Below are 22540 nucleotides of genomic sequence, written 5' to 3'. Positions count from 1 at the left end.
GGCAGCCGTGCCATTTGTCAGCGTAAGCGTCGGCCCGTTGTTCTCGTCCACTGACGACAGACCTGCCCCATTGGCAACCGTCGCATCTACGGGTGCATTGGAGAAGTATTCGTACTCGTCGCCCACGGTTTCGGAATCACCATCGTCACTGACCGTCTGCGTCGGGATGAAATACAGCGACCCGTTGGCATCCGAATATCCGGTGCTCTCGACCGTCTGCTGGAACTGATCGGTAACCTGACCCTCTGCCTGTTGCGTCACGGTGTCGGTGAACTGGCCATTGCCATTACTTGTCAGCGTATCGGTCTGCTGCCCGGAGGGGAACACGGACGCATCCGACGTGCCAAAACCGGAGCTGTTGTAGCCACTGGCATTGGCCTCATCAACGCCCTCGATTTCAACACTGACATCACCCTGCGTATCAGGGGCAATGATCGTGTCCCCATTGCTGTCGGTTGTCGTCGGGCTGTTGATCGCGGTGACGGGCAGGACCTGAGTAGACTGCTCATAATAGTACACGTTGCCGTCGCCTGTCATTTCCGGCTGAAGGTTTGTGGTGTACGTTTCGTTTGTCGTGGTATCGGCCATGCTAAAATTTCTCCACCGTAGCCATTACTGCTTGCATTTCCACGTTATCACCTTTTTTTAATTAAATGCTATATGGAAAAGGAACTTTTTACCGGGCATAGTTAGGAATCATTATCAGTTTTGAAATTATCCATACCACACGGTTAACAATCATTATCAGTCATGTATCTGAAAATTCAGAACATCACTGGCATCATGACCTGATTACCCGGCTTTTATCACCGCATGGCGCGTTTTCTACCACGATGCCCGCAGGGCGAGGAAAACCGATTTCCACCCTGATCTGACATCCCACACGCCCGGCCCGCGCCGGTCGGGGCTGGCATGGTGCCACCTCTGTCCATGATGCGGAAACCGGCCACCTCGTGGGCGCGGAACGGGACGGCGTGCCGCCTGTTGGCCGGGCAGCGGCCTGCCGGATGACGCGGCCCGCCATTGCAATGCCATTGGCGACAGGCTGGCGAATCTGGTCAGGACAGACCGGCATGACAGACGCCCGCCATTGAAAATACCCACCTGTGATTTCGGGACCCCGCCCGCATCCTGAATGGAGAGTGCGGGAACACGCCCCCTGTCCGTTCCGCGTCCCGCCATGGCGCGCGGAACCGGCAAGGGGCCATGACCGGCCATGCGCGCCGCACCCCTGAACCGTGCAACCCGGCCCCTGTATGGCGCACCCCGCCATGGCCGCCCCTGCCGCCGCCACCGCAGTCCTGCATGGCGGCTTTTTTCGTTTTTTCAAGGAAATGAAATTCATGGCCATCGCCAATTTCCCCGCCTCCCTGCAGCCGGTCATCCAGCAGGGGTTCCTGTCGCGCGCGTTTCAGGACGCGCTGCAGTCGCGGCTGGGCTTCCGCTCGATCGCGGACCAGATGGAATTCCCCGCCCGCATCGGCCAGACCATTACCGACACCCGTGCGGGCCTGCTGCCGCCCGCGACCACGCCGCTCAACCCCGCCGCCAACACCAGTTTCGACAACGGCATGACGCCCGCCGAATGGTCGGTCGAACAGTACACCCTGACCATAAACCAGTACGGCAACACCATGGACCTCAACCAGGTGACGGAAGGTGTGGGCATCGCCAACCAGTTCCTGGCCAATGCCTCGCGCCTTGGCATCAACGCGCGGCAGACGCTGGACCGCCTTGCGCGCAACGCGCTGTTTGGCGGGGCGCAGAACGGGGTGGGGGGCTACCTTGGCGGCAATACGCGCGTCACCACCACGCTGGGGGCTGCGGGCAGCACGGTTGCGGTGGACGACATCCGCGGGTTCCAGAACATCCTGTCTGACGAAGGACAGGTGGTGTCCGTTGGCGCATCGGCCGGCATGACCGTCACCATCGGGTCCGGGTCGTACACCCTTGTGGGCACGACAGCGGATGCCACCAGCACCTCCACCGCGCCGGACGGGGTTTCGGGCACGCTGACGTTCTCGGCATCCGTCAAGGTGGCGGACGGCACGGCGGGCAACGCGGTCATGGCCGCGACCGCGCCGCTGGTGCTGCGGCCCAACGCGCGCGCCACCACGGCGGCGCTGGCTGCGGGCGACCTGCTGACGGTGCAGTCGATCCTTGGCGCGCTGGCCACGCTGCGTGACAACAACGTGCCCACGCCCGATGGTGGGGTGTACCACTGCTATCTGGACAATGCGCAGCTTCTGGGCCTGTTCCGCGATGAGGATTTCAAGCTGCTGTATCGCGGGCAGTACGGGTCCGACACGTACCAGACCGGCCAGATCTTCGACCTGCTGGGCGTGCGGTTCATTCCCACGACCGAGGCCCCGCAGCAGGCATCGCTTGGCGCGGGCAACATCCATCGCGCCATCATCTGCGGGCAGGGCGCGCTGATTGAAGGCGATTACGCCAATATCGGCACCCATTACGCGCCGCTGCTGGATGGCGGCGAACTGACGGATGTGGACGGCGTGTGCATGATCACCCGCCCCGCGCTGGACCGTCTGGCGCAGATCATCGCGCAGTCGTGGTCGTGGATCGGCGGTTTCGCCCTGCCCACCGACCTGACTGCCGATACCTCGGTCATTCCCACCGCCACCAACAGCTACCTCAAACGCGGGGTGGTGATCGAAAGCCTTGGCGCAGGGGCATAAGACGACCCCGCCGGGCGGCGGCACACCCGCCGCCCGTACGATGCGGGGCAGGGGCAGGACAGGCACGGTCCGCCCCGTTCCCCGCATCTGGCATGCTGGCGCGCATCCCACGGCATGGCAGGGGCGACGCCAGCCACTGGACCGGACGGGCCGCCCGCATGAATACAGCGGGCGGCGTCGCCTCGGGAACGATGATACCACGGTGCAGGGGGCGGAACGACGCTCCCACATGCTGGCCCGGACGGTAACACAGACATGCTGGCGGTTATTACCGACAGGTACGCACCCGACAGGACACGACCGGAACAGCGGCCCCACGCCACCGCGGTAACGACGATGCCACGGCGCAGGGGACGGAACGATGCCCCGCATGCCAGCCTGAACGGTGACGCAGGCATGCGGATAGCCGTTGCCAGCAGGTACGGCTGCGGCAGGGCAATCCGGCACAATGGGGCAATATCCCCGGTGATACATGCAGTGCGCCTGGACAACACCGGCACATCCGCACGGCCACGTCCTGCCATACCGGGCCAGCCCCGTTGCGATCGTGTGACCCCTTTACCCGTCCGGGACAGCGCGTAGGTGGCGGGGCCGGCAGGCATGCATACAGGCCCGCGCCCTACACCACGGCCCCGTGGCAGTCCGGCATACGGGGCGCTTCATGCACAGGAGGCGGCAGGATCAGGCATGACCGATACAGATACGACAACGGCGGCCAGCGGGTCCGCCACGAATACCAGTGACACGGCGGGACCGGGCCCATCCACCGCCGTTACCCCGGCGGGCGCGGTCCCCACTGCGCCACCCACCGCCGCCACGGTCGCGGATACGCCGCTGGTGGATGACGAACTGGCGCAGGCGCGGCGTTACATGGGCTATCCCGCCATGGGCGGTCAGGACAGCGGCATGCAGTCGTGGCGGTTTTTCCGGGTGTATGGCTTCAACGAATGGCGGCTGCGCAACCTTGCCCCCGCCGAATGCGCGCAGGCCCGGGCGTTCATCATGCAGTGCCAGATGCTGGAGGGCGCGATCATGGCCGCCACCGCCAACCTGGACACCGACCGCGCGGCGGTGTGGACACGCAACCGCACCGAGGTCACGGACCGTTTCACGCTGTACACGCGCTGGCGGGTGCAGCTGTGCAATTTCCTTGGCATTCCGCCGGGGCCGGGCCTGCGTGGCATGGGGGAGATCGTGATCTGATGGACCAGCCAGCCCTGTGCCACCTTGCCGCGCGCGGTTTCGCCCGGGCGGCGGCCCGCGTGGGGGCGCCCGCGACACATTACCGCCCCGCCACCGCCACCGACCCGTGCGCCACGGCCCATGCACGGGTCATGGCGGCGTTCAGCAACGACCGGACCTTCGGCTTTGCCGGACCTGCCCTGTGGGACGTGCCCTTCGTCTATGCGCTGATGGATACGACGGACGTACAGGCGGGCGACATCCTGACCTGCGCGGGGGAGACATATTTCATCGCCCGCGCCGAACCCTTCCGCCCGCCCCTGTGCGTGCTGTGCAATGCGGTGGTGGACATCACCACGACCGTGGCACAGGCCACGGATGTGGCGGACCCCGGTGGCTATGGTACATCGGGGGACGCCACCACGCAGGTGGCCTGCGCCAGCGGCTGGCCCGCCATGATCCGTGCGGGCGGCGGGGCGGGCGTGCCCGGTCCCGCGCAGCCCGGCACGATCCACGCGGGCGGGTTCGAGATGTTCCTGCCCCTCATTCCCGGCATTAGCGTGCAGCCCGCCATGTGGGCGCGCGATGCGAACGGCCCGCGCTACACCATTGGCGGCGCGCGGGCGGGACCATGGGGCACACGCTGCCTGCTGGGCCAGCAGCAGGTCTGACCGCGGTCGATACCGATCATACTCCCCCCGAACGGGGCGGACAGGCATCTGTATGCTGACCTGCCCGCCAATATGGTTACGGGGCATGGGTCACACCCTGCCACGGCGCCGGCAGGCGGACGCTGGCGTGACATGCCGCCCCGACCATAAGCCAGCCAGCATGCGACAGCCGCACACCCTGTCCGGAGCGCATGGACACCGCGCAGCCGCCCAGCGCGCATGGCATCCGGCGGCCGCGTGGTGGGGCAGCGACGGTAGCCCGCGCCTGACCGGCCAGCCCGGTGTCACGGGCAATGCGCATGGCCTGCATGTCGCGACCGCCGGGGATGCCAGCATCACCGCCACTGCACGGCATATGCGCGGTGGCGGACAGGTAACGGGAGCCGACATCTGACACATAACCGCTTGATAAATGACCGTTTCCGGCGGGCGCCTTTTTTCAGAAAACGGCGTGTCCCGAACCGTCGTGAATAAAGCGTCACGGGTTGTTCCACACGGCCTTCGGGACCGGGCCACCAGTCCGTCACCACCAGACCAATGCGCAATATGGCGCGGCACATGCCGCCCCATGCGCACCAGCTTGCCCCACGCCACAGGGGTGCAGGAGCCGATATGACATGGCCGACATTTCCACCATCTCCACCACCATCGCGGCAGCCCTGGCTTCGGCCCTGTGCCCCGATGGCACGGCGCAGGCGGCCGCGACCGGGCGGCCGCTGGTCATCCGCCGTGGCAACCTGACACAGGCCGACCTGGGCGATGCCGCGCGGACATTGCAGCAGGGGTGCGACTTCATCACCATTGCCGACAGCGCCGAAAGCTGGGTGCGGGTGGACGAACCGCTGGGCCGCCCGTGGCGCATGGACACCACGCAGCCTGCCACCGCGCACATGGCGATCAGCGGCGACACCGCCACCGTAACGGTGGATGCGGGGGCCACGCCCGGTGGCACGGTGGGGCTGCGCGTGACCGGCCTGCCCGGTGTTGCGGGCGATGCATGCAGCCTGCACGTCGCGACCGCGGGGGATACGGCGGCCACCATCGCCGCCGTCATTGCCGCGGCCCTGCCCGGTGCCGTCGCCAGCGGGGCGGACATCACGCTGCCCGCCATGACCACGGTGCAGGCCATCAACGCCGGCACGCTGGCCGCCCGCTGTGTCGCGCGCAGGCAGCAGCAGGTATTCATCATCACCGCATGGGCGGCAACGCCTGCCGCGCGTGACGCGCTGGGCTGCGCCATTGCGGATGCGCTGGCGCTGACCGACTGGCTGACGGATGAAAACGGGTCCACCTTCCGGATCGAGGCCCGCGCCACCACCAATGACGACACCGCCATGAACCGCGGCGTGTTTTCCCGTCCCGCGCGCTTCCTTGTCACCTACGACACCGACCTGACCCGCGTGGTCCCGGCCATGCTGGCCGGTGGCACGGGGATCGGGCCCGACGTGGTGCGGGGCGACGTGCTGGTGGGTACGCCCGCGCCATGACGGCCGCGGCACGGATAAAGCCATCCGTGCCGGTCTTCCGCAACGCCCCGCCTGCCGGGGTCCGGCCATGTGGGCCGGGACCGGCCGGGCGGGCGTTCCGCGTGGCGGCGGGGCGGGGGCGCACCCGCGTCCGGCCCGCCGCCGCATATCCCCCGTCTTTTCACGTGGCCATGCCGCGCAACAGGGAAATACACAGACATGACCATTTACCAGTCCGGGCAGCTCAACACCAACAGCCTGACCGTGCCCGACCTGTATGTGCAGGTCCAGCGCCCGCAGACTCTGGCGCTGAACGGCGTGCCGTCGGGACGGATCGGCGTGGTCGGCACCGCCGCATGGGGGCCGGTGGGCACGCCGGTCATCGTGGGGGCAATGGGTGACTGCCTGTCCGCCTTTGGCCCCAAGCAGGCGCTGGCGACCGATATCGGCACGGCGGTCAACATCGCACTGCTGCAGGGGGCGGCGGATTTCCGCTGCGTGCGCGTGACCGATGGCACGGACGCCGCCGCCACCGGCACGCTGGATGGCATCAGCCTGACCGCCATCCATACCGGCAGCGCGGGCAACGCCATTGTCGCCACCGTGACGCAGGACACGATCATCACCACCAGCTATACCCTGACCGTTACCCACGCGGTTCTGGGCAGCCGGACCTATCGCGGCGCCACGTGGTCCACGCTGGCGGCGGCAATGGCGGCGGACGGCACGGCGCTGGTGCGCGCGACCCTGCCCAGCACGGTCCCGGCGCTGGCGGCGGGCACGATCACGCTGGCGGGCGGGACCGATGGCGCGACACCGGGCACGGCGGCCTTCACCGGCACGGACGGCGTGGCGCGGACCGGCATGTACGCCCTGCGCGGGCAGGGCTGCGCGCTGGGGCTGCTGCATGGTGTCAGCGACAGCACGTCATGGACCACGCAGGCAGCCTTTGGCCTGGGTGAGGGGATGTACATGATCGCCTGTGGCCCGGCGGGCGACACCATTGCCAACGCAGCGGCGCAGAAGGCGGCGGCAGGCGTGGACAGCTACGCCGTCAAGCTGATGTTCGGTGACTGGCTGTGGTGGGATGACGACACCAACGGCAGCATGCTGGTGTCCCCGCAGGCCTTTGCCGCCGGTATCCTTGGCGGCCTGTCGCCCGAGCAGTCGGGCCTGAATAAGGAACTGTCAGGCGTGATCGGCAGCCAGAAGGCGGGGCTGGTGTCCAGCGGGCAGGCCGCGACCTATTCCACGGCCGAGCTTTCGGCCCTGTTCGGTGCCGGGATCGACGTGATCTGCAATCCCGCCCCCGGCGGCAGCTACTGGGCGGTGCGTGGCGGGATCAACACCAGTTCCGATGCGGATACGGATGATGACAGCTACACCCGCCTGACCAACTACATTGCCGAAACCGTCAATGCGGGCATGGGCACGTTCGTGGGCGCGGTGATCAGCCCCACGCTGTTTGGCGACATTCGCGCCGTGCTGCTGGGCACGCTGTCCAACATGGTGGGCAGCGGCGTACTGGGGGCCGCCACGGATTACGCGGTGGTGTGCGACACGACCAACAACCCGCAATCCGCCACGGCGCTGGGCTACGTGCGTGCGGACGTGCAGGTGCGTTACCAGGGCATCAACCGCTTCTTTGTCGTCAACCTGCAGGGCGGGGCGAGTGTAACGGTCAGCACCGGCACACCCGCCGCCTGAGGGCGTTACGTCGCGCGACGGTTTTCTTCCGACAGCACGCGACCGCAGAGTTCCCTTATCTCCTCATGCGTCAGCTTTTCCGGGTGGCTCAGCCCACGCGCGGCAATGGCGGCGAGGTCTTTCGTCGGTGGTTTTTCGGGTGTGGTGCCCATCAGGGTGCTCCATGCGGGGTGAGAAACCATGTTCACGCCGGCGTGACCCGTCCCGCCAGATGAAAGAACGCATGACACCCATACACGACAATAATGGGCCACACGCGCGGTGGCCCTTTTTTCATGGAGCGACACATGTCCGCCAAACCCTTCAATATCGGTCGCGACTGCCGTGTGGTGCTGGTCTATGACGGCAGCCGCGTGGACCTGCCCACCGTAACCGGCTTTACCGCGCAGCAGCGCACGCACCAGCTGACGTCCAACCCGCTGAACGACATGCCCATGTTCTATGACGTGCCGGGCGGCTGGGGCGGGCAGTTCACCTTCCAGCGCGATGGCGCGGGGGCGGATGACCTGTTCGCCGCCATCGAAAGCGGCTTCTGGTCGGCGGGCACGGTGGTGCTGGGCAGTATTTACCAGTACGTGACGGAATGCGACGGGTCGCTCAGCACGTATGAATTCGTGGGCGCGTCGCTGCAGCTGTCCGATGCGGGGCATTACCAGTCCGAAACGCTGGTCAACCAGACCATTACCTTCACCGCGCGGGCGCGTAACCGCATTTCCTGACGGATTTCAAGAAACAGCCCGTTGAGGAAACCGGCTTCAGGGGCCGCCTTTTTCCACAAAGGCACTTCCTGAAGCCGTCCGACATCCACAGGACCGCCGCGCAGCGTTCCTGACAGCCGGAGAGCCATGGCATGAGCGAACACACCATAAAAACCAGCGATGGCCGGACCATCACCTACCGCGAGCGCGGGCCCGGGGATGTACTGGCGCTGCTGGAATTCGGGCCTGACAGCCCGTCACCCGCATGGGTGGAATATGCGCTGATGGTCTGCAGCGTGGAGGCGATTGACGGCGTGCCCGCCATGCGCCCCAAAAACCGCGTGCAACTGGAACAGCTGGCCAACCAGATTGGCAATACCGGCATCACCGCCCTGTCGGACGTGCTGTTTGGCGCGGATGGGGCGGATATTGCGGCAGCGGAAAGCACCACCGCAAAAAACTGAGCCGGCACCCCGCCTTGATCGAGGTCGCGGCCCTGGTCGGGAACGGGGTGCCGTGGGATGTGGCCATGGCCATGCCGCGCGTGCGGCGCATGGCCTTTCTTGTCGCCTTTGGCGAACTGGCGGGCGGGCGATATGACTGGACCACGCAACAATGGGATTACCCCGATGGCTGATGCCTGCCGCGCCGCGGCGCGGTTGCTGGCCCGGCTGCCGGGGCGGGGCCGCCTGCCGCGGACGGGCCAGCAGCAGGGCAGGCTGGCACGGATGGCGGCGGTGGCCGGGCGTGTGGGCCGCGCCCGCGCCATGTGGGGCAGCGTGGCGTTTTTCCGTCGCCGCCCCGGGCGGGATACGCCGCGGCAGGGGGCAGCCGGCATGCCCCTGCCGTCATCATCGGGCAAGCGTGCGTTCCCTGCCGTGCAGGCGGCGGCAGTACGCCCCGGTGGCGGACGCGGCGGGGCAGGTACGCCCGCTGCCATACGGGATGGGCGGGACTGCCGCCCTCCACCACCGGCAACCATGCGCCGTCGGGCACGAAAGGGGGCGTATCCGCGCCTGCAACGCCCCGACGGGGCGGGCATGCGGCCCGCCGTGGCGCTGTCGCGGCGCGCGGTATCCGGGTCTGTGCGCGTGCCGCAGGGGCAGCCTGCCGCACCGGTCCCCCATCCCGCTCCGCCCGGTGCAGGCCCGGCGCGACGGGGAACCGGTCAGGCCACCGCCATCATTCCCCCATTCACGCACCCGGCGGGTGGCAGGACAGACCCGGCACGGGTCCGCCACACCCGTCGCGCGCCCAGGGGCACGTCGGCAGCCCTGTCCCGCGGCAGGCCCCGTGTCGTCCACCGTGTTGTTCCACGGGCACCGGCCATGACCGCGCGGATGTCGGCCATCGCCGCGCGAAACGGCAGTAATCCGCGCGAACCTTCGCCGGTGCTGATCCGTACGGCGCGGGAACCCGTTCCCGGCACCGTGCCGGGGACAGGGCAGGCAGGGAGCCGCCCGGCCCGGTTCCTGCGCCCCGATGGGGCGGCGGGCCGGTTTGCGCGCGCGCTGCCCGACCGGCAGCCTGCGGGCCGGCATACCGTCACCATCCCCCGGGCGGCGATGCCCGGCCTTTCCGTCGCCCGCGTTATACGGGGCGGGCCCGTGCCCGTTGCGGGTGGGCCAGCCAGACCCCGCAGGCCGGGCCTGATTCCGCATGTCGCGCGGGTGCGGGGCGTTGCCCCGTTGCGCGTCCCGCCGCCGGGGGCGGTCATGCGGGGCAGGCCGCCCTTCATCAACCCCGCCCCGGTGGAACGGGCAGGCAGCATCCCGCCCGTCCCGCGTGGCGACAGGCCGCCGGTCGTGCAGGTCACCATTCCCGTCACGCTGGACCACCAGGCGGTGGGACAGGCCATGGCCCGGATCGACACCGCAGCCGCCCGCCACGAACTGCGCGCCACCGGCACCGCGCCCGATGTCATCCGGTATCCACAGATGCCGGGCCGGGCGGTGGGGATCTGATCGCCGGGGGGGGGGCTGGACGTTGTCTGGAGCAGGCCACTGATAAAACGTTTCCGGTCGGCATCCCTGTCATAAGTGTTCTGAAACAGGCCCCGCCAGAAACACCCCTGCGGGTGCCGGGTATTTTCGGGATATTTCCCGCCGCAGCCTGACAGGCGGGCACGGGTCCATGCGCGCCGCATGCTTCCAGCCTGCATGATCTGGCGTTAGACAGGGGCAATGATGGCATGGCTGCGCGATACCGCGCGCCACGGCCCGTTCCCCCATTTTCCGTTTCATATTCTTCATTCCGCCCACGCACCGCCCGCGGGCGGTGGCATGCGCGCCGGGGGAGGCCACTGATGTCCCTGACCCTTATGAACGCACAGACCGCGATCGGCTCGATCGGGCGGCTGTGGGCGTCGGCCCCCGTGACCATTGGCGGGCTGACCCTGACCGGCATGGAGGTGCCGCACCTGATCCGCGATGGCGGCACCCAGCAGGTTGCCGTCCACCGGCTGCCCGGTGGCAACCGGGTTATCGACGCGGTGGGCAACGACCCCGACCGGCTGGAACTGTCGGGCACGTTTGTGGGGCCCACAGCCATCGAACGGGCATGGATGCTCAAGCAGATGCGCATTGCGGGCCAGCCCGTGGCCTTTACCGGGGCGGGGCTGTCGCTGCTGGTGCGCATCGTGCAGTATTCGTACGACTACACGCAGAAGGGCATCGTCATTCCCTACCGGCTGGTGCTGGAACAGCCGCCGCAGGTGGCCGCGGCATCCGGCGTTACGTCAGGGCTGTCGGCGCTGGTGGGTGATGATGCGGGGGCCGCCCTGTCGGGCCTGACCGGCGCGCTGGATGATGTCGCGACCATTGCGGGCAATATCACCGGCCAGCTTTCGACCGTCATGGGACAGGTCACGCCCATTGCCGACATGACCGGCGCGGGCGGGGTGTTCGCGGGGGTGCAGGACCAGCTTGGCATGGTTGGCGGCCTGTCGGGGGCGGGGGTCAATCTTGCTGCCGCCCCGGGCAGCGCCGCCAGCGTCATATCGGGGCTGGAGGCATCGGGCGCGGGGCTGACCACCGCCATGGGCCTGACCGGCGCGAACCTGGACGCCATAAGCCTCACCAGTGTCGGCAGCCTGTCCACCCTGACCCAGAATGCGGAACTGCACGGCAGCGCGCTGACATCCGGCGCGCTGGTCAACCGCGCCTATGCCAACACGCTTTCGGCCACCGGCGGCACGCAGGACGGCCCGCTGGTCACGACGCAGTAGGAACCAGACAATGGCAAGTACGATCAAGGTCACGGCCAGCGACATTTCCCTGTATCACGTGGCGGCGGCCCGGCTGGGGGACGCAACGCAGTGGTGGCGCATCGCACGGCTGAACGGCATGGACGACCCCGACCTGTCCGGGTTCACGACACCCGTCAGCCTGCTGCTGCCCGGGGTTGACGCATCACAGGACAGTGGCGTGCCGGGGGTTACGTCATGAACGGCGGCCTGAATGGCACGGCACCACCCGTCTGGCGCATGCCGCGTGCGCGCGTGCTGGTGAACGGGGCGGAGCGCGCGGAAACCGGGCTGGAGGAATTCACGCTGGTCCGCACGCGCTACAGCCGCGCCGATACGCTGGACATGACGCTGGCGGTGGACCGGACGCGCATCCCGTCAGGCGGGCTGTGGTTCGACCTGCAGCCAGACGCGCAGGGCGGCGCGCTGCCCGATATCGACATTACGGTGCAGATGCGCGACGCCGCGCGCGACGGGGCGCAGTGGGTGACGGTATTTCGCGGTATCGTGGACCATGTGGGCCTGCTGCCCGCCGCGACATCGGTACGGGTGCAGTGTCGCGACTACCTTGCGAAACTGCTGGACATGCGGGTGCGGGCGGGGTGGCTGAACATGACCGGGGCCGATGTGGTCCGGGCCATGGTCACCGCTGCCGGGCTTGTGCCCGATGTCACCATGACCGACGCCATGGTGGGGCAGTTCTGGCAGGTGGAGCACAAACGCATGTCCGCCACCACCCACAGCCGGTTCCAGACCGCCTTTGACCTGGCCCGTTACATGGCCACCATGGCGGGGTGCGACCTGTATGCCGATGGGACCACCATTGTCTGCGCGCCATGCCCCACCGCCACCACCGCCAATACCCACGTGCTGGACTACACCGACAGCGGCCCGGACAGCCCTGTGGCCATGGGCGCGTACGGCCTGCATTTCGCCCGGGATTATCAGGTGGGACGCGGCGTGATCGTGCATGTCATGAGCTGGGACAGCCGCCAGCGCACGCGCGTCGAGTACTACTGGTCCGCAACTGGCGGCGCGACCACGCCGGGCGACAGCGCGGGCACGCTGCACAGCTTTGCCATGCCCGGTGCGCGGCTGGATGACCTGCGGCGCCTGGCACGGCAGAAATACAGCCAGATCACGGCGCATGCCCGCACCATAACCGGCACCATACCCGGACGGATCACGCTGGCGCCGCGCGATTTCATGCGCCTGACCGGCACGGGCACGACATGGGACGGCACGCTGGATGTGGATGCCGTGACCAGCAGCTTTTCATGGCAGGGCGGCTTTTCCCAGCAGGTCACCCTGCGCGCACGCACCATCACACAGGACGGGGGAACGGATGACTGACACGCGCATGATCGCCGCCGGCATGACCGGCACGCTGGCGCAGCCGGGGTTCGGGCTGGTCAGCGCGGTGGACCCGGTGAACCACGCGGTCAGGGTGGTGGCCCAGCCATCGGGCGTGGAAACCGGCTGGCTACCTTACGCCGCCATGCAGGTGGGCAGCCTGCGCATTGCCTGCGTGCCCGACATCGGCACGCACGTGCTGGTGGTGCATGTCGAAGGCGACGCCGAACATGGCGTGGCGGCCGTACCGGTCTATGACGCCGTGGTCATGCCGCCCGTATCCCCCGCCACGGGCAAGCCGGCCCAGCCGGGCGAGATGCTGGTCATGGCAGGTTGTGGCGCCCCCCCGGCAGATGGCGCCGCAACACCGGGGCAGGCAGCGCGGGACGCGCCGTGGTGGCACCTGACCCCGGATGCAATTCACAGCGGGGCAGGCGGCACGACCGAAACGCTGACCGGCAGCGGCAAGGCGTGGATTGCGGGAGCGGTCACCATGACGCTGGATGGCAACGGCCTGTCCGTTACCGGCGGCCCGATCACGACCGACAGGGACATCACCGCGCAGGGTACCGTAACCGGGCAGACGGACGTCAGGGCCGCAGGCATTTCCGGCCATGCACACACCCACCCGGTCACCAGCGCACCCGGCACGACAGGAGCACCGCAATGAACACAACAGTCACCACGCGCGCCGGCCACCCCCGGTGCGTGACCGCGCGGAACCCAGCCGCCGCCATGCACCGGCACGGACCACGGCATGGCGCGGCATGGGGGCACATGCACCCGCCGGTCATGTCATGAGCGCGCTGTCACATACCATGGGCGGTGACCTGGACCTGTCGGCTACGGGTGGAATTGCCGTGGTCACGGGTGCGGAACAGACCCGTCAGGCGCTGCTGCGCAGGCTGTGCACCAATGCGGCGGCCTATATCTGGCAGCCGGATTATGGCGCCGGACTGCCCGCGCGCGTGGGCACGGTCTTGGATGAAGCCGGCATCCGCGCCCTTGTATTGGAACAGGCACAGGGCGAGGCAGGCATTGACCCGTCGCAGCCCGTTACCGTGACCATCACAAATCCCCGGGTCGGGGCGTACCTGCTGGCCATATCCTACACCGACGCCACGACCGGCACGGTGCAGGAACTTACGCTGGGCACGTAGCCGACCAAACGTGATCGGGCCGGTGGGCGGGGCAGGTGATCCATGCCGGACATCGTGCCGTGGTCATTGCCCGCCGGGTCCCCCTGCATGTCCCGGCCATGCGGGTCCGGTCACGCCTTTACCTACCCTTTCATGCCCACAGGCATGACGGCGCGACCCGGCACGGGAAAGCCCGCCATCCCCTTTCATGCTGCAGCCAGCAGCCCCAGCGCTGTAGCCGACCCGGGCGGCAGGCAGGACATTCATCCGGCGCTTCATACCCATCAGCCTGAAACGCTCATGCGCCGCGCCAGATGGCAGCGCACGGGTGATCCCGACATGATTCCGGCCACGATGCACGCAGGAGCCGGGTGACGGAATGGCCGCAGGAAGTGACATCGGGGCATTGCACCGCCCGGTGCCCATTACCCTGTGCCGATCCCCGGCGGGCGCAGGCGGTGTCGCCATTATTTCCGGCCAGGGGCGGGACAGGGTGGCGGGCAGTCCGCCCCATGCAGGCCGCACCACAACACAGGGATCATTCCCCAACCAGAACGGAGAATCCGGGTGGCCATCACCTTCCAATCCTTCAAGACCACGCTGGGCAACATGGTGGCGGCGGCGCAGGGGGCGTGTCCCGCGCTGCTGGACCTGAACGTGGGGTCCGCAGGCCGCGCCATGCTGGAAGCCGTGGCGGGGCTGGGGCTGTGGTTCCAGTTCATCGCGCTGCAGATCCTGTCGCGCACGCGGCTGGCCACGTCCATCGGGTCGGACGTTGACAGTTTCGTTGCGGATTTCGGCCTGTCGCGCCTGCCGGGAACGGCGGCCACCGGCATGGTCACGTTCACATCGTTCACGCCGGGCAGCCAGTCCGCCACCATTGCGGCGGGCACCACGGTCAAGACGGCGTCGAATGTCGTCTATACGGTGGTGGAGGACAGCACGAATACGGCATGGTCGGCGGCGGACAGCGCCTATATCCGCCCTGCGGGCACGGCCTGCGTCACCATCCCAGTACAGTGCGCAACGACCGGGACGGGCGGCAATGTCGCGGCGGGCGCTGTGTGCCTGCTGGGCACGGCGGTTTCAGGCATCGATACGGTTACGAACGCCGCCGCCCTGACCAATGGCAGCGACGGGGAGACGGATGCGGCCCTGCGCACGCGGTTCGTGTCCTATATCAACAGCCGGTCAAAGGCGACGGTATCCGCGATTGAAAACGCGGTGACGGATGTGTCCGCCGACCTGATCTATCAGGTGGTGGAGAATGTCGATACGTCCGGCGCGACACTTCCCGGCAACGTGGTGGTGTTTGTCGATGACGGATCGGGCGACGTGTCCGACAGCGTGATTGACGAAGTCTATGCGTCCGTGGATGCCGTGCGCCCGGCCGCCGTGTCCATTCAGGTCGTGCGCCCCAATGTGGTGCGCCCGCCCGTGACCATGACCGTCAGCGTGAACGGCACGGGCGACCTTGCCACCGTGCAGGCCACGATCAGCACCAGCATCGCCACCTACCTCAACGGCCTCGCCATCGGGGATGCGGCCAGCTATTCGCGCCTGATCCAGATTGCCTATGCCGCCAGCACGTCCGTCACCAACGTGACCGGCGTGACCCTGGCCGGTGGCACGGTTGACCTGCCGGCACTGACCGGTACGGCCTATCGTGCGGGGACGGTGTCCTTTGGCTGACGTAACGCAGAACGGTTTCGCCCTGCGCATCCGCAGGCTGCTGCCGACCGGCTGGTTTCCATCCGCGCCCGCCGCGGGCGAGGCGGAACAGGCCCCGGTGCTGAATGCGCTGCTGCAGGGTTTCGGCAGCGTATTCACATGGATATGGGCCATGCTGTCAGGCACGGCGGACCAGACCCGGCTTGCCACCATGAGTGGCGCGTTTCTGGACATGTTCGCCGCCGACTTTTTCGGCACCATGCTGACCCGCAACCCGGGCGAGAGCGACGACGCCTTCCGCGCCCGGATCGAGGAAGCGCTGTTCCCCTCATTGGGCACGCGACCCGATGTGGTGAACGTGATTGCCGATGAGGTCGGGCAGGCCGGGCGCGTGATCGAACCGCGCAACGCAGCCGACTGCAAGGGGATTGCCAGCATGGCCAGCCCGGCCATTGGCGGCGGATACGGGTATGGCGTCGCCGCCCTGCGCTACGGGTCACGCGGCGCACCCTTCCAGCTATTCGCACAGTTGCCAACCGGCGACACCAGCCAGCCCGCAACGCAGACACTGGACCGCATTGCCGATGTGATGCCCGCAGGCACCATCGCATGGGTTCAGGACGTGGAGACCCCTGAATAATGGACAGACAGATCGTTTATCCGGCACAGATACCGCTGGACAGTGACCAGTTGAACGCCCAGCGCAATGCGTATGTCGGTCTGGGCCAGCTTGCGGCCATGGCCTATGGCTGGGCCACGGTTTCGGCCAGTGGCTTTGCCTGCATGCCGGGCGGCAGCGGGCTTGCAGTGGTGGTCGCGCCCGGTTCGCTGCTGGCCCCCGGCGTGGTGGACAAAACCGCCTATGGCACGTTGCCTGCCATTTCCAGCGCGCTGGTGCGGCAGTATGGCAGCCGCGATCCCGTCACGCTGGACGTGCCGGGGGCGGGGGCAACCTACAGCGTGTATGTCACGCCCGCCACGGTGGATGCGGATGATACCGTACTGCCGTTCTATAACGCCGCCGACCCGTCCGTGACCTATGCCGGTGCCGATAACAGCGGAAAGACCGCGCCCACCGTGCGGCAGGATGTGGCGCAGCTCGGGATTGGCACGTCGGTGCCAGCGGGCGCGTATCCGCTATGGACCGTGACCGTGCCCGCCGGGGCGGCAGCCATCACGGCAGCCATGATCACGCAGGCCGGTGGCGCGCCGTTTTACGATACCATCCCGCAGTTGCAGGTCAGCGTTGACAGTCGCGTTCCCACGGCTGCCGACGATACGGGTGCGGTCAATGGCAGGGTCAGCGCCCTGTATTACGACAAGGTCCAGCAGCAGCCCGTCGTCTATGCCCCGTCCGCCACATCATCGGGTCTGGCATTGCTTGTGTCGCAGACGTTCGGCGCGACCGGCTTCAGCACGGTTTCCAATTTCGTCTATCGTGCCAGCGATGGTGCGCTGCAGATCAATGTGGGGTCAATTTCTGCCGGCGTAGTGGCCGACTTCGCTCCTGTCGCATCGGTACAGGCCAACCTGTCGTCCTTTCAGACCACCCAGACCAATACCAACGCCACGCTGTCTGCCGACATCAGCCAGTGCGTGTCGGGCGTTTATGGTGTCAGCACCGCATCGGGGGACAGGCAGGGCAAGGGGCTGTATCAGGCAGGTGGAAGCGGGCGCCCCACCTTCGTCTACAACAACGGCGCCACCGACGTTTATAGTGCGCTGGCCTATTACGCTGACGTGACGGCGCTGTCTGCCACGCTGTCCACGGACATAAGCAACTGCGTGTCGGGCGCTGCTGCGTCCGGGGATGCGCAGGGGCTGAAACTGTATCAGTCCGTTGGCAGTGGACGGCCGCATTTTTTCTATACGGGCGGGGATGAATACCTTGCCACCTATACGGATGTGACAACCGTTCAGGCCAACCTGACATCGTTCCAGACCAGCCAGGCAAACCAGAACAGCACTTTCGCCACCGAGATCGCATCAAAGGTCGGCACCAACATCACGAATGACGGTGTCAATTCACCCATTACCTATCTGGGCCACAATAATGCGTCCGGTGCGCCTTTCGTTATCAGTTCCCTGGCGGGTTCGTACCGGATCATCCCCTCGCGTCCGGGGGCTGGATTTAACTCCATTTCCAACATGAGCACGGACGGCTCCGGGAATATTATTCTTAAGGACAGTTCGACTGCAGATGCCTATGTATATGCCCCAACCAGCACCGGAACGATAGCTGCCAACGGCAATATTTCGGGCGGCTGGTGGGTAAAAACGGGCAATATCCTGCGCCAGTGCCTGAAGATAACTTCGACCACGGTTTCAGGCACAATCCAGATCACGTTCCCTACAGCGTACGCCGACGTTCCGACCGTCTCCGCGGAATGGGCCGATCTCGATGGCAATTCGGCATGGGCCAATGTCCTCACCCAAAATGGGGCGCCTGTAATATCTGCAACAGGCGTGAGCCTATGGGCGCGCGCCCTGGGGCAAGGTGGCGCACTGGCTGATTCCGCCGGGTGGGGCTGGGTGACCGTTGAAGGCCCTGTATCAGGCTAACACCAAGGGAAATTATCATGACAACGCAGAACTACATCCTCTACCGCACCGCTGCCTTCATGTACCAGCCGGGCTATGCCTATACGCAGGGCGCGACGCCTTTTGTCCCGGCAGCACAGGTTTCGTCCCCGGTTGGCGCGGTTGTCGGAACCCAGCAGATGGCCAGCCTGACTGGCGTAACCGCACCCGACGGGTTCGCCTATGCGCTGGATGCGGACGGCAGATACCCGCCGGGCAGCATCTATACACCGTCCACGGAATATACGCTGTCCGGTAACTCCACGGCGACGGCGGGAACCGCCCTGACGCTGACCCTGACACCGGATAATGACGGGCCGGGCACGGATACGACGGTCACGCTGTCCGACGGAAACGCAGGCGGGACGTTCTCGGCCGATACCGTGACGTTCAACGGCTGCACGAACACGGCCCGGACCGTGACCTATACGCCCAAGGCGGCAGGGACGGTCACGATCAGCGCCACGAACACCGGCGGCCTGACCAACCCGGCCAGCCTGAGTGTTGCGGTTGCCGCCGCCACGGCCTGACCGCCTGCACAATCCGCGCCTGCCCGACCGCCCGCGAGGCGGTTTTTTTATGAGAAAATGAATGAGCGAATACATGAACCCGCCTCCCGCCGGGCAGGCTGCTTCTGTGCGATGTGCCACGGCAGAGGAAATGGCGCAGGTGCGAGAGCGACTGGCGAAGGTGGAAGGCGGTCACGACAATCTGCGTGATGGCCTGAATACCTTATCGCGGCAGTTTTCCGACTTGCGGCGCGACCTGACCCGCACCGTGTCCGAAAATGCCGACCAGACCCGGCGTGAAGTGATGGGCCGTGTCGACACGATGGCTGATAACGCAGCGGAACGGGACACGGAAATATCCGGCCGTCTGTCCAGAATTGAGGGCGGTCTGAAACTGACATCGTGGGTGACCATGACCTTCATCGTGCTGGCCACCGGCCTGCTGGGCTGGGGACAGATTGGCGATGCGGCATGGTCGTTCTGCAAGCGTGCATTTGGATACGGAGCATGACCGGCCTGAACCTGCCGCAGTTCAAGGCGGAAATCGTCGTCCCCACCCTGAACGCCATTGGTCTCGGCGGGGATGCCGCGGTCAACCTGCTTACAGGCACTGCCCTTGTCGAAAGCAGTCTGGTCTATCTGCGCCAGGTGAACGGCCCCGCGCTGGGTCCGTGGCAGATGGAGCCTTTCACGGAACACGACATCTGGATCACGTTTCTGCCTGATCCGCGTCTGGGCAGCCTGAAAACGACCATGCAGGCCATGCTGGCGCGGGACATACCGCACACTGACCAGCTTATCACAAACTGGCGATATGCCTGCGCGATGGCGCGGCTGAAATACTACCGGTCGCCTGATCCTCTGCCAGCCGCCAATGACGCGCCGGGGCAGGCCCATACGTGGAAGCGGATCTACAACACATCGCTGGGGGCAGGGGACATTGATGCCAGTCACATCGCCCTGTTCCAGCAGGCCATTGAGGCATGACATGAACACCACCGCAAAACTCGGCGGCCTCGGGGCCGTCATCGCGCTGCTGCTGACCGAGGTGCCGGAGCAGTATGCCTTCTACGTCGCCCTGTTCATCATCGCCTGCGGGGCGTTGACCGCGCTGGTGCCGCCGCCGCATGCGGGCAGCCGGTGGGCCGTGGCCTATCAGGTCATGACCACCATCGGGCTGAACATCGGCTGGGCGGAAAACCACTTCAAGCCGGGACAGTCGGGCGTGCGGGTGCCGCTGGCGGACAAGCCCGCGGCCAGGCAGGCCGTGCAGGCTGCGGGTATTCCCGTCCTCAACCGCAGGGGCGCGCCGGAACCGGCGGCGACAGACTGAAAACAGAAGGGGGATGCGGTCCCGATGCTAGGTGGATGGCCGATGCTGTCCGGGACCGCACGCCTGATCATACGGGACTTTGTGGCAATTATATGAATGGAACCGTTATGATTGCCCGGTTCCATGCTTTTTCTGCCAGCCGCCCCACGGGCGGCTTTTTTTTCGAGATGGAGCAAGACCATGGCCCACCTGTCCCCCGATCCCGCCCGCCGCATGGTGCTGCGCACAGGCTGCGCCGCGCTGGCCGCGGGCCTGCTGGCGGCATGCACGCGCGCACGTTCGGGCAGTGTGACCACCGTGACCCTGAACGTGGCCGACGTGGTGGATTACGGCAATGCCGTCCTGTCATTCGCAACCACCGCAATCGGGCTGACATTCGTCTCCACCGCCATGGGGGCGGCGAACGTGGCGCTGGCGAATGCGGTCATTGCATCACTCAGGGCAGCGCTGGCCGCGTTCCAGTCCGCCGCGGGCGCCAGCATGTCCGTCACCTATGACAGCGCCAGCGTGAAGACGGCGTTCGACAGCATCCTGACCGATGTCGGGAAGGTGGACACGCTGATCATTTCCGTCATTACCGGCACGGCCACCAACCTGACCAGCAGCGTGGTGTCCGACGCAAGAACGGCCGCCGGTGCGGCGCAAACGCTGATCGACCTGCTGAAGGCGATGGTGGACATGTCCGGCCCGCGCCTGCGTGGCATGTCGCCACCGGGCGGGGCGGCGGCGATTGGCGAAATCGCCATCTTTGCGGCGATGCGGGGATGAACGTCCACGCGCTTGCCGGTCTGGGGCTGTTCCTGACCGGCGCTGCGTTTTCGCAGGTGCTGGCCTTCGGCATTGCTGCATGGCGGGAGGGGCGGCGCAGGCGGCAGATTACCGACACGCTTGGCCCCCCGCCGCCTGACTGACGCGGTACCAGATCGGCATGCGGTGGCGCGATCCGGCCCGCACGCCACGCAACCGGCATGGGGGGCGGGCAGTTGTCATGTGCATGACGGTCCTGCCACATTTCGCCTATTCCGCCCCCGGTGAGGGATGGCTGCAGCTGGGGGAGCTTGCACTGGCGTTCGTGCTGTCGGCGCTGGTGGGGCTGGAACGGGAATTCCGGCAGAAAAGCGCCGGGCTGCGCACCTATACACTGGTGGGGGTCGCGGCGGCGCTGTTCATGCTGGTGTCGAAATACGGATTCAACAACATTCTGGACAGTGGCCGGGTCGTGCTGGACCCCTCGCGCATCGCGGCCCAGGTGGTGTCGGGCATCGGGTTTATTGGCGGGGGCGTGATCTTCATGCGCCGCGATGTGGTGCGCGGGCTGACCACGGCGGCGTCGGTATGGCTGACGGCGGCGCTGGGCATGGCGTGCGGGGCGGGGCTGATCGCGCTGGCGGTGGCGACCATGGTCGGGCACTTCATCATCATGCTGGTGTTTCCGCGTCTTGTGCACCTTGTCCCGCGCGACCATGCGGCGCGCTCAGCAGGGCTGTACATATCCTATCCTGATGGGCAGGGGCTGCTGCGCAGCATCCTGATCCGCTGCACCCAGCTGCGCTTTACCATCCACCGCGTCCGCATCGAATCCCCCGCGCCGCCTGCTGGTGACGCATTGCAGGACCTGCGCCATCGTCATCCCGACCCGGCACCCCCGGCGGCGGATGCTGCTGCGGGCCATGCCACGGTCACGCTGTTCATAAAGGTGCGGGGCAGGCGACCGCTGTCGCATCTGGTCGCCGCGTTATCGGATATCGAGGGCGTGATTGGCGTGGAAACCGAAGACGCCGATAACGACCCCGACTGACCCGCCACGGGCCGGTATCAGGCCGGCAGGTCCACCCCGCCGTCGGCCGTACGCGTCACCGGGCCGGTCGCCACCACCGCGCCAATGGGCAGGGGCGCATACAGGTGGGGAAACAGCTGCCCCCCGCGAGAGGGTTCCCACCGCACCACCGCCGGGTCCAGCAGCGACAGGTCCACCGCCACCAGCACCAGCCCGGACCGGCCACTGAAATGCCGGTCCAGCGTGTCGGCCACCTGCGGGCCGGCGGACAGGTGGATGAACCCGTCGGCAAGGTCGACAGGGGATCCGGCAAGGCTGCCGGTACGGGTGAAGGAATCGTATTCGTCGGGCGTCATGATCTTGTAAACGATACGGTCGGTCATGGGGTGTATCCTGTCGTCTGCATGGCGTGACCATAGGCCAGGGGCGCATCCCCGCCAACCGCGCCGGAACCCCCGGCAATGGCGACAGGGAAAAAAAATAGTACCTGAACGGGCTGAAATGGGGTGGCCTT

At 66.7% G+C, this 22540-nt stretch carries 31 protein-coding genes; 27 read left to right on the top strand and 4 right to left on the bottom strand.

Translation table 11 applies throughout. The features are described from left to right. Both HNO79_RS12040 and HNO79_RS12035 read right to left on the bottom strand, forming a co-directional pair. A partial coding sequence (locus HNO79_RS12040; protein WP_214165861.1) for a hypothetical protein occupies positions 1-588 on the bottom strand: 588 nt, incomplete at its 3' end. Positions 589-825: 237 nt separating this feature from the next. After that, on the bottom strand, positions 826-1218 hold the full coding sequence (locus tag HNO79_RS12035) for a hypothetical protein (protein ID WP_214165862.1): 393 nt from the start codon (positions 1216-1218) through the stop codon (positions 826-828). Positions 1219-1343: 125 nt separating this feature from the next. On the opposite strand from HNO79_RS12035, the gene HNO79_RS12030 reads away from it, so the two are divergent. The 7 genes from HNO79_RS12030 to HNO79_RS12000 all read left to right on the top strand — a co-directional run bounded on the left by HNO79_RS12030 (position 1344) and on the right by HNO79_RS12000 (position 7722). After that, on the top strand, positions 1344-2696 hold the full coding sequence (locus HNO79_RS12030) for a hypothetical protein (RefSeq protein WP_048857233.1): 1353 nt from the start codon (positions 1344-1346) through the stop codon (positions 2694-2696). Further along, on the top strand, positions 2680-3027 hold the full coding sequence (locus tag HNO79_RS12025; RefSeq protein WP_146221644.1) for a hypothetical protein: 348 nt from the start codon (positions 2680-2682) through the stop codon (positions 3025-3027). Before HNO79_RS12030 ends, HNO79_RS12025 begins: the two co-directional genes overlap by 17 nt. A gap of 356 nt (positions 3028-3383) precedes the next feature. Continuing rightward, the gene (locus HNO79_RS12020; RefSeq protein WP_048857262.1) at positions 3384-3899 is read left to right on the top strand and encodes a hypothetical protein; all 516 of its coding nucleotides are present in this window, start codon (positions 3384-3386) and stop codon (positions 3897-3899) included. Continuing rightward, a complete protein-coding gene (locus tag HNO79_RS12015; protein WP_214165863.1) occupies positions 3899-4549 on the top strand; it encodes a hypothetical protein in 651 nt (216 codons plus the stop codon). The genes HNO79_RS12020 and HNO79_RS12015 overlap by 1 nt, the downstream gene beginning before the upstream one ends. A 160-nt stretch (positions 4550-4709) precedes the next feature. After that, positions 4710-4943 (top strand): hypothetical protein, encoded by a 234-nt coding sequence (locus HNO79_RS12010; RefSeq protein ID WP_214165864.1) that lies wholly within the window; start codon positions 4710-4712, stop codon positions 4941-4943. A 223-nt stretch (positions 4944-5166) separates the two neighbouring features. Continuing rightward, a complete protein-coding gene (locus tag HNO79_RS12005; protein WP_214165865.1) occupies positions 5167-6036 on the top strand; it encodes a hypothetical protein in 870 nt (289 codons plus the stop codon). Between the two features lie 198 nt (positions 6037-6234). Beyond that, on the top strand, positions 6235-7722 hold the full coding sequence (locus HNO79_RS12000) for a phage tail protein (protein ID WP_214165866.1): 1488 nt from the start codon (positions 6235-6237) through the stop codon (positions 7720-7722). Between the two features lie 5 nt (positions 7723-7727). Here HNO79_RS12000 and HNO79_RS11995 read toward each other — a convergent pair whose 3' ends face one another. Next, entirely contained in the window at positions 7728-7904 is a 177-nt protein-coding gene (locus tag HNO79_RS11995; protein WP_200409282.1) for a hypothetical protein, read from the bottom strand. 105 nt (positions 7905-8009) lie between these two features. On the opposite strand from HNO79_RS11995, the gene HNO79_RS11990 reads away from it, so the two are divergent. From HNO79_RS11990 to HNO79_RS11895, 20 genes are all read left to right on the top strand, one after another. After that, on the top strand, positions 8010-8441 hold the full coding sequence (locus tag HNO79_RS11990) for a hypothetical protein (protein ID WP_048856787.1): 432 nt from the start codon (positions 8010-8012) through the stop codon (positions 8439-8441). Positions 8442-8572: 131 nt separating this feature from the next. Next, positions 8573-8884, top strand: coding sequence for a hypothetical protein (locus HNO79_RS11985; protein WP_214165867.1), 312 nt, complete (start codon positions 8573-8575; stop codon positions 8882-8884). Positions 8885-8898: 14 nt separating this feature from the next. Beyond that, on the top strand, positions 8899-9057 hold the full coding sequence (locus HNO79_RS11980) for a hypothetical protein (RefSeq protein WP_214165868.1): 159 nt from the start codon (positions 8899-8901) through the stop codon (positions 9055-9057). Continuing rightward, a complete protein-coding gene (locus tag HNO79_RS11975; protein WP_214165869.1) occupies positions 9050-10384 on the top strand; it encodes a hypothetical protein in 1335 nt (444 codons plus the stop codon). Before HNO79_RS11980 ends, HNO79_RS11975 begins: the two co-directional genes overlap by 8 nt. Positions 10385-10725: 341 nt before the next feature. Further along, positions 10726-11646 carry a hypothetical protein gene (locus HNO79_RS11970; protein ID WP_214165870.1) on the top strand — a complete coding sequence of 307 codons (921 nt, stop codon included), beginning with the start codon at positions 10726-10728 and terminating at the stop codon, positions 11644-11646. A gap of 10 nt (positions 11647-11656) precedes the next feature. Beyond that, a complete protein-coding gene (locus HNO79_RS11965) occupies positions 11657-11866 on the top strand; it encodes a hypothetical protein (RefSeq protein WP_214165871.1) in 210 nt (69 codons plus the stop codon). Further along, positions 11863-13017, top strand: a complete 1155-nt coding sequence (locus HNO79_RS11960) for a hypothetical protein (protein WP_214165872.1) — start codon at positions 11863-11865, stop codon at positions 13015-13017. Before HNO79_RS11965 ends, HNO79_RS11960 begins: the two co-directional genes overlap by 4 nt. Further along, complete coding sequence (locus HNO79_RS11955) at positions 13010-13687, top strand: phage baseplate assembly protein V (RefSeq protein ID WP_234448223.1); 678 nt, start codon at positions 13010-13012, stop codon at positions 13685-13687. The genes HNO79_RS11960 and HNO79_RS11955 overlap by 8 nt, the downstream gene beginning before the upstream one ends. Beyond that, the gene (locus HNO79_RS11950) at positions 13632-14177 is read left to right on the top strand and encodes a hypothetical protein (RefSeq protein ID WP_244987531.1); all 546 of its coding nucleotides are present in this window, start codon (positions 13632-13634) and stop codon (positions 14175-14177) included. The genes HNO79_RS11955 and HNO79_RS11950 overlap by 56 nt, the downstream gene beginning before the upstream one ends. 144 nt (positions 14178-14321) lie before the next feature. Continuing rightward, positions 14322-14531, top strand: coding sequence for a hypothetical protein (locus tag HNO79_RS11945; RefSeq protein ID WP_214165873.1), 210 nt, complete (start codon positions 14322-14324; stop codon positions 14529-14531). Between the two features lie 192 nt (positions 14532-14723). Beyond that, the gene (locus tag HNO79_RS11940) at positions 14724-15848 is read left to right on the top strand and encodes a baseplate J/gp47 family protein (protein WP_214165874.1); all 1125 of its coding nucleotides are present in this window, start codon (positions 14724-14726) and stop codon (positions 15846-15848) included. Beyond that, entirely contained in the window at positions 15841-16467 is a 627-nt protein-coding gene (locus tag HNO79_RS11935) for a hypothetical protein (protein WP_214165875.1), read from the top strand. Before HNO79_RS11940 ends, HNO79_RS11935 begins: the two co-directional genes overlap by 8 nt. Then, positions 16467-18389 (top strand): hypothetical protein, encoded by a 1923-nt coding sequence (locus HNO79_RS11930; RefSeq protein ID WP_214176810.1) that lies wholly within the window; start codon positions 16467-16469, stop codon positions 18387-18389. Before HNO79_RS11935 ends, HNO79_RS11930 begins: the two co-directional genes overlap by 1 nt. Before the next feature lie 17 nt (positions 18390-18406). Continuing rightward, positions 18407-18937, top strand: coding sequence for a hypothetical protein (locus tag HNO79_RS11925; protein ID WP_214176809.1), 531 nt, complete (start codon positions 18407-18409; stop codon positions 18935-18937). Positions 18938-18998: 61 nt separating this feature from the next. Further along, entirely contained in the window at positions 18999-19427 is a 429-nt protein-coding gene (locus HNO79_RS11920; protein WP_010514411.1) for a hypothetical protein, read from the top strand. Beyond that, positions 19424-19903 carry a hypothetical protein gene (locus HNO79_RS11915; RefSeq protein WP_214165521.1) on the top strand — a complete coding sequence of 160 codons (480 nt, stop codon included), beginning with the start codon at positions 19424-19426 and terminating at the stop codon, positions 19901-19903. Before HNO79_RS11920 ends, HNO79_RS11915 begins: the two co-directional genes overlap by 4 nt. A 1-nt stretch (position 19904) precedes the next feature. After that, positions 19905-20249 carry a hypothetical protein gene (locus HNO79_RS11910; protein ID WP_214165520.1) on the top strand — a complete coding sequence of 115 codons (345 nt, stop codon included), beginning with the start codon at positions 19905-19907 and terminating at the stop codon, positions 20247-20249. Between the two features lie 180 nt (positions 20250-20429). Further along, positions 20430-21017 (top strand): hypothetical protein, encoded by a 588-nt coding sequence (locus tag HNO79_RS11905; protein WP_214165519.1) that lies wholly within the window; start codon positions 20430-20432, stop codon positions 21015-21017. Then, the gene (locus HNO79_RS11900; protein WP_010514415.1) at positions 21014-21160 is read left to right on the top strand and encodes a hypothetical protein; all 147 of its coding nucleotides are present in this window, start codon (positions 21014-21016) and stop codon (positions 21158-21160) included. Before HNO79_RS11905 ends, HNO79_RS11900 begins: the two co-directional genes overlap by 4 nt. 77 nt (positions 21161-21237) lie before the next feature. Then, positions 21238-22047 (top strand): MgtC/SapB family protein, encoded by an 810-nt coding sequence (locus HNO79_RS11895; RefSeq protein WP_214165522.1) that lies wholly within the window; start codon positions 21238-21240, stop codon positions 22045-22047. Positions 22048-22064: 17 nt separating this feature from the next. On the opposite strand, the gene HNO79_RS11890 is transcribed toward HNO79_RS11895, so the two are convergent. After that, on the bottom strand, positions 22065-22409 hold the full coding sequence (locus HNO79_RS11890; protein ID WP_010514417.1) for a DUF952 domain-containing protein: 345 nt from the start codon (positions 22407-22409) through the stop codon (positions 22065-22067). Positions 22410-22540: the final 131 nt, after the last annotated feature.

The organism is Komagataeibacter oboediens (genome assembly GCF_018491655.1).
GTDB lineage: Bacteria > Pseudomonadota > Alphaproteobacteria > Acetobacterales > Acetobacteraceae > Komagataeibacter > Komagataeibacter oboediens.
The sequence above is the reverse complement of the archived record's forward strand: the minus strand, read 5'-3'. Positions and strand labels throughout refer to the sequence as shown.

Excerpts from the sequence above, each read along its gene's own strand:
- HNO79_RS11990 (WP_048856787.1), top strand. The coding sequence starts at position 8,010 with ATGTCCGCCAAACCCTTCAATATCGGTCGCGACTGCCGTGTGGTGCTG.
- HNO79_RS11975 (WP_214165869.1), top strand. The coding sequence starts at position 9,050 with ATGGCTGATGCCTGCCGCGCCGCGGCGCGGTTGCTGGCCCGGCTGCCG.
- HNO79_RS11925 (WP_214176809.1), top strand. The coding sequence starts at position 18,407 with ATGACAACGCAGAACTACATCCTCTACCGCACCGCTGCCTTCATGTAC.
- HNO79_RS11900 (WP_010514415.1), top strand. The coding sequence starts at position 21,014 with ATGAACGTCCACGCGCTTGCCGGTCTGGGGCTGTTCCTGACCGGCGCT.
- HNO79_RS11955 (WP_234448223.1), top strand. The coding sequence starts at position 13,010 with ATGACTGACACGCGCATGATCGCCGCCGGCATGACCGGCACGCTGGCG.
- HNO79_RS11910 (WP_214165520.1), top strand. The coding sequence starts at position 19,905 with ATGAACACCACCGCAAAACTCGGCGGCCTCGGGGCCGTCATCGCGCTG.
- HNO79_RS12030 (WP_048857233.1), top strand. The coding sequence starts at position 1,344 with ATGGCCATCGCCAATTTCCCCGCCTCCCTGCAGCCGGTCATCCAGCAG.
- HNO79_RS11890 (WP_010514417.1), bottom strand. The coding sequence starts at position 22,409 with ATGACCGACCGTATCGTTTACAAGATCATGACGCCCGACGAATACGAT.
- HNO79_RS12010 (WP_214165864.1), top strand. The coding sequence starts at position 4,710 with ATGCGACAGCCGCACACCCTGTCCGGAGCGCATGGACACCGCGCAGCC.
- HNO79_RS12015 (WP_214165863.1), top strand. The coding sequence starts at position 3,899 with ATGGACCAGCCAGCCCTGTGCCACCTTGCCGCGCGCGGTTTCGCCCGG.
- HNO79_RS11995 (WP_200409282.1), bottom strand. The coding sequence starts at position 7,904 with ATGGTTTCTCACCCCGCATGGAGCACCCTGATGGGCACCACACCCGAA.
- HNO79_RS12005 (WP_214165865.1), top strand. The coding sequence starts at position 5,167 with ATGGCCGACATTTCCACCATCTCCACCACCATCGCGGCAGCCCTGGCT.
- HNO79_RS11965 (WP_214165871.1), top strand. The coding sequence starts at position 11,657 with ATGGCAAGTACGATCAAGGTCACGGCCAGCGACATTTCCCTGTATCAC.
- HNO79_RS12035 (WP_214165862.1), bottom strand. The coding sequence starts at position 1,218 with ATGGCCGGTCATGGCCCCTTGCCGGTTCCGCGCGCCATGGCGGGACGC.
- HNO79_RS11985 (WP_214165867.1), top strand. The coding sequence starts at position 8,573 with ATGAGCGAACACACCATAAAAACCAGCGATGGCCGGACCATCACCTAC.
- HNO79_RS11905 (WP_214165519.1), top strand. The coding sequence starts at position 20,430 with ATGGCCCACCTGTCCCCCGATCCCGCCCGCCGCATGGTGCTGCGCACA.
- HNO79_RS11945 (WP_214165873.1), top strand. The coding sequence starts at position 14,322 with ATGACGGCGCGACCCGGCACGGGAAAGCCCGCCATCCCCTTTCATGCT.
- HNO79_RS11915 (WP_214165521.1), top strand. The coding sequence starts at position 19,424 with ATGACCGGCCTGAACCTGCCGCAGTTCAAGGCGGAAATCGTCGTCCCC.
- HNO79_RS11920 (WP_010514411.1), top strand. The coding sequence starts at position 18,999 with ATGAGCGAATACATGAACCCGCCTCCCGCCGGGCAGGCTGCTTCTGTG.
- HNO79_RS12000 (WP_214165866.1), top strand. The coding sequence starts at position 6,235 with ATGACCATTTACCAGTCCGGGCAGCTCAACACCAACAGCCTGACCGTG.
- HNO79_RS11960 (WP_214165872.1), top strand. The coding sequence starts at position 11,863 with ATGAACGGCGGCCTGAATGGCACGGCACCACCCGTCTGGCGCATGCCG.
- HNO79_RS11895 (WP_214165522.1), top strand. The coding sequence starts at position 21,238 with ATGTGCATGACGGTCCTGCCACATTTCGCCTATTCCGCCCCCGGTGAG.
- HNO79_RS11950 (WP_244987531.1), top strand. The coding sequence starts at position 13,632 with ATGCACACACCCACCCGGTCACCAGCGCACCCGGCACGACAGGAGCAC.
- HNO79_RS11930 (WP_214176810.1), top strand. The coding sequence starts at position 16,467 with ATGGACAGACAGATCGTTTATCCGGCACAGATACCGCTGGACAGTGAC.
- HNO79_RS11970 (WP_214165870.1), top strand. The coding sequence starts at position 10,726 with ATGTCCCTGACCCTTATGAACGCACAGACCGCGATCGGCTCGATCGGG.
- HNO79_RS12020 (WP_048857262.1), top strand. The coding sequence starts at position 3,384 with ATGACCGATACAGATACGACAACGGCGGCCAGCGGGTCCGCCACGAAT.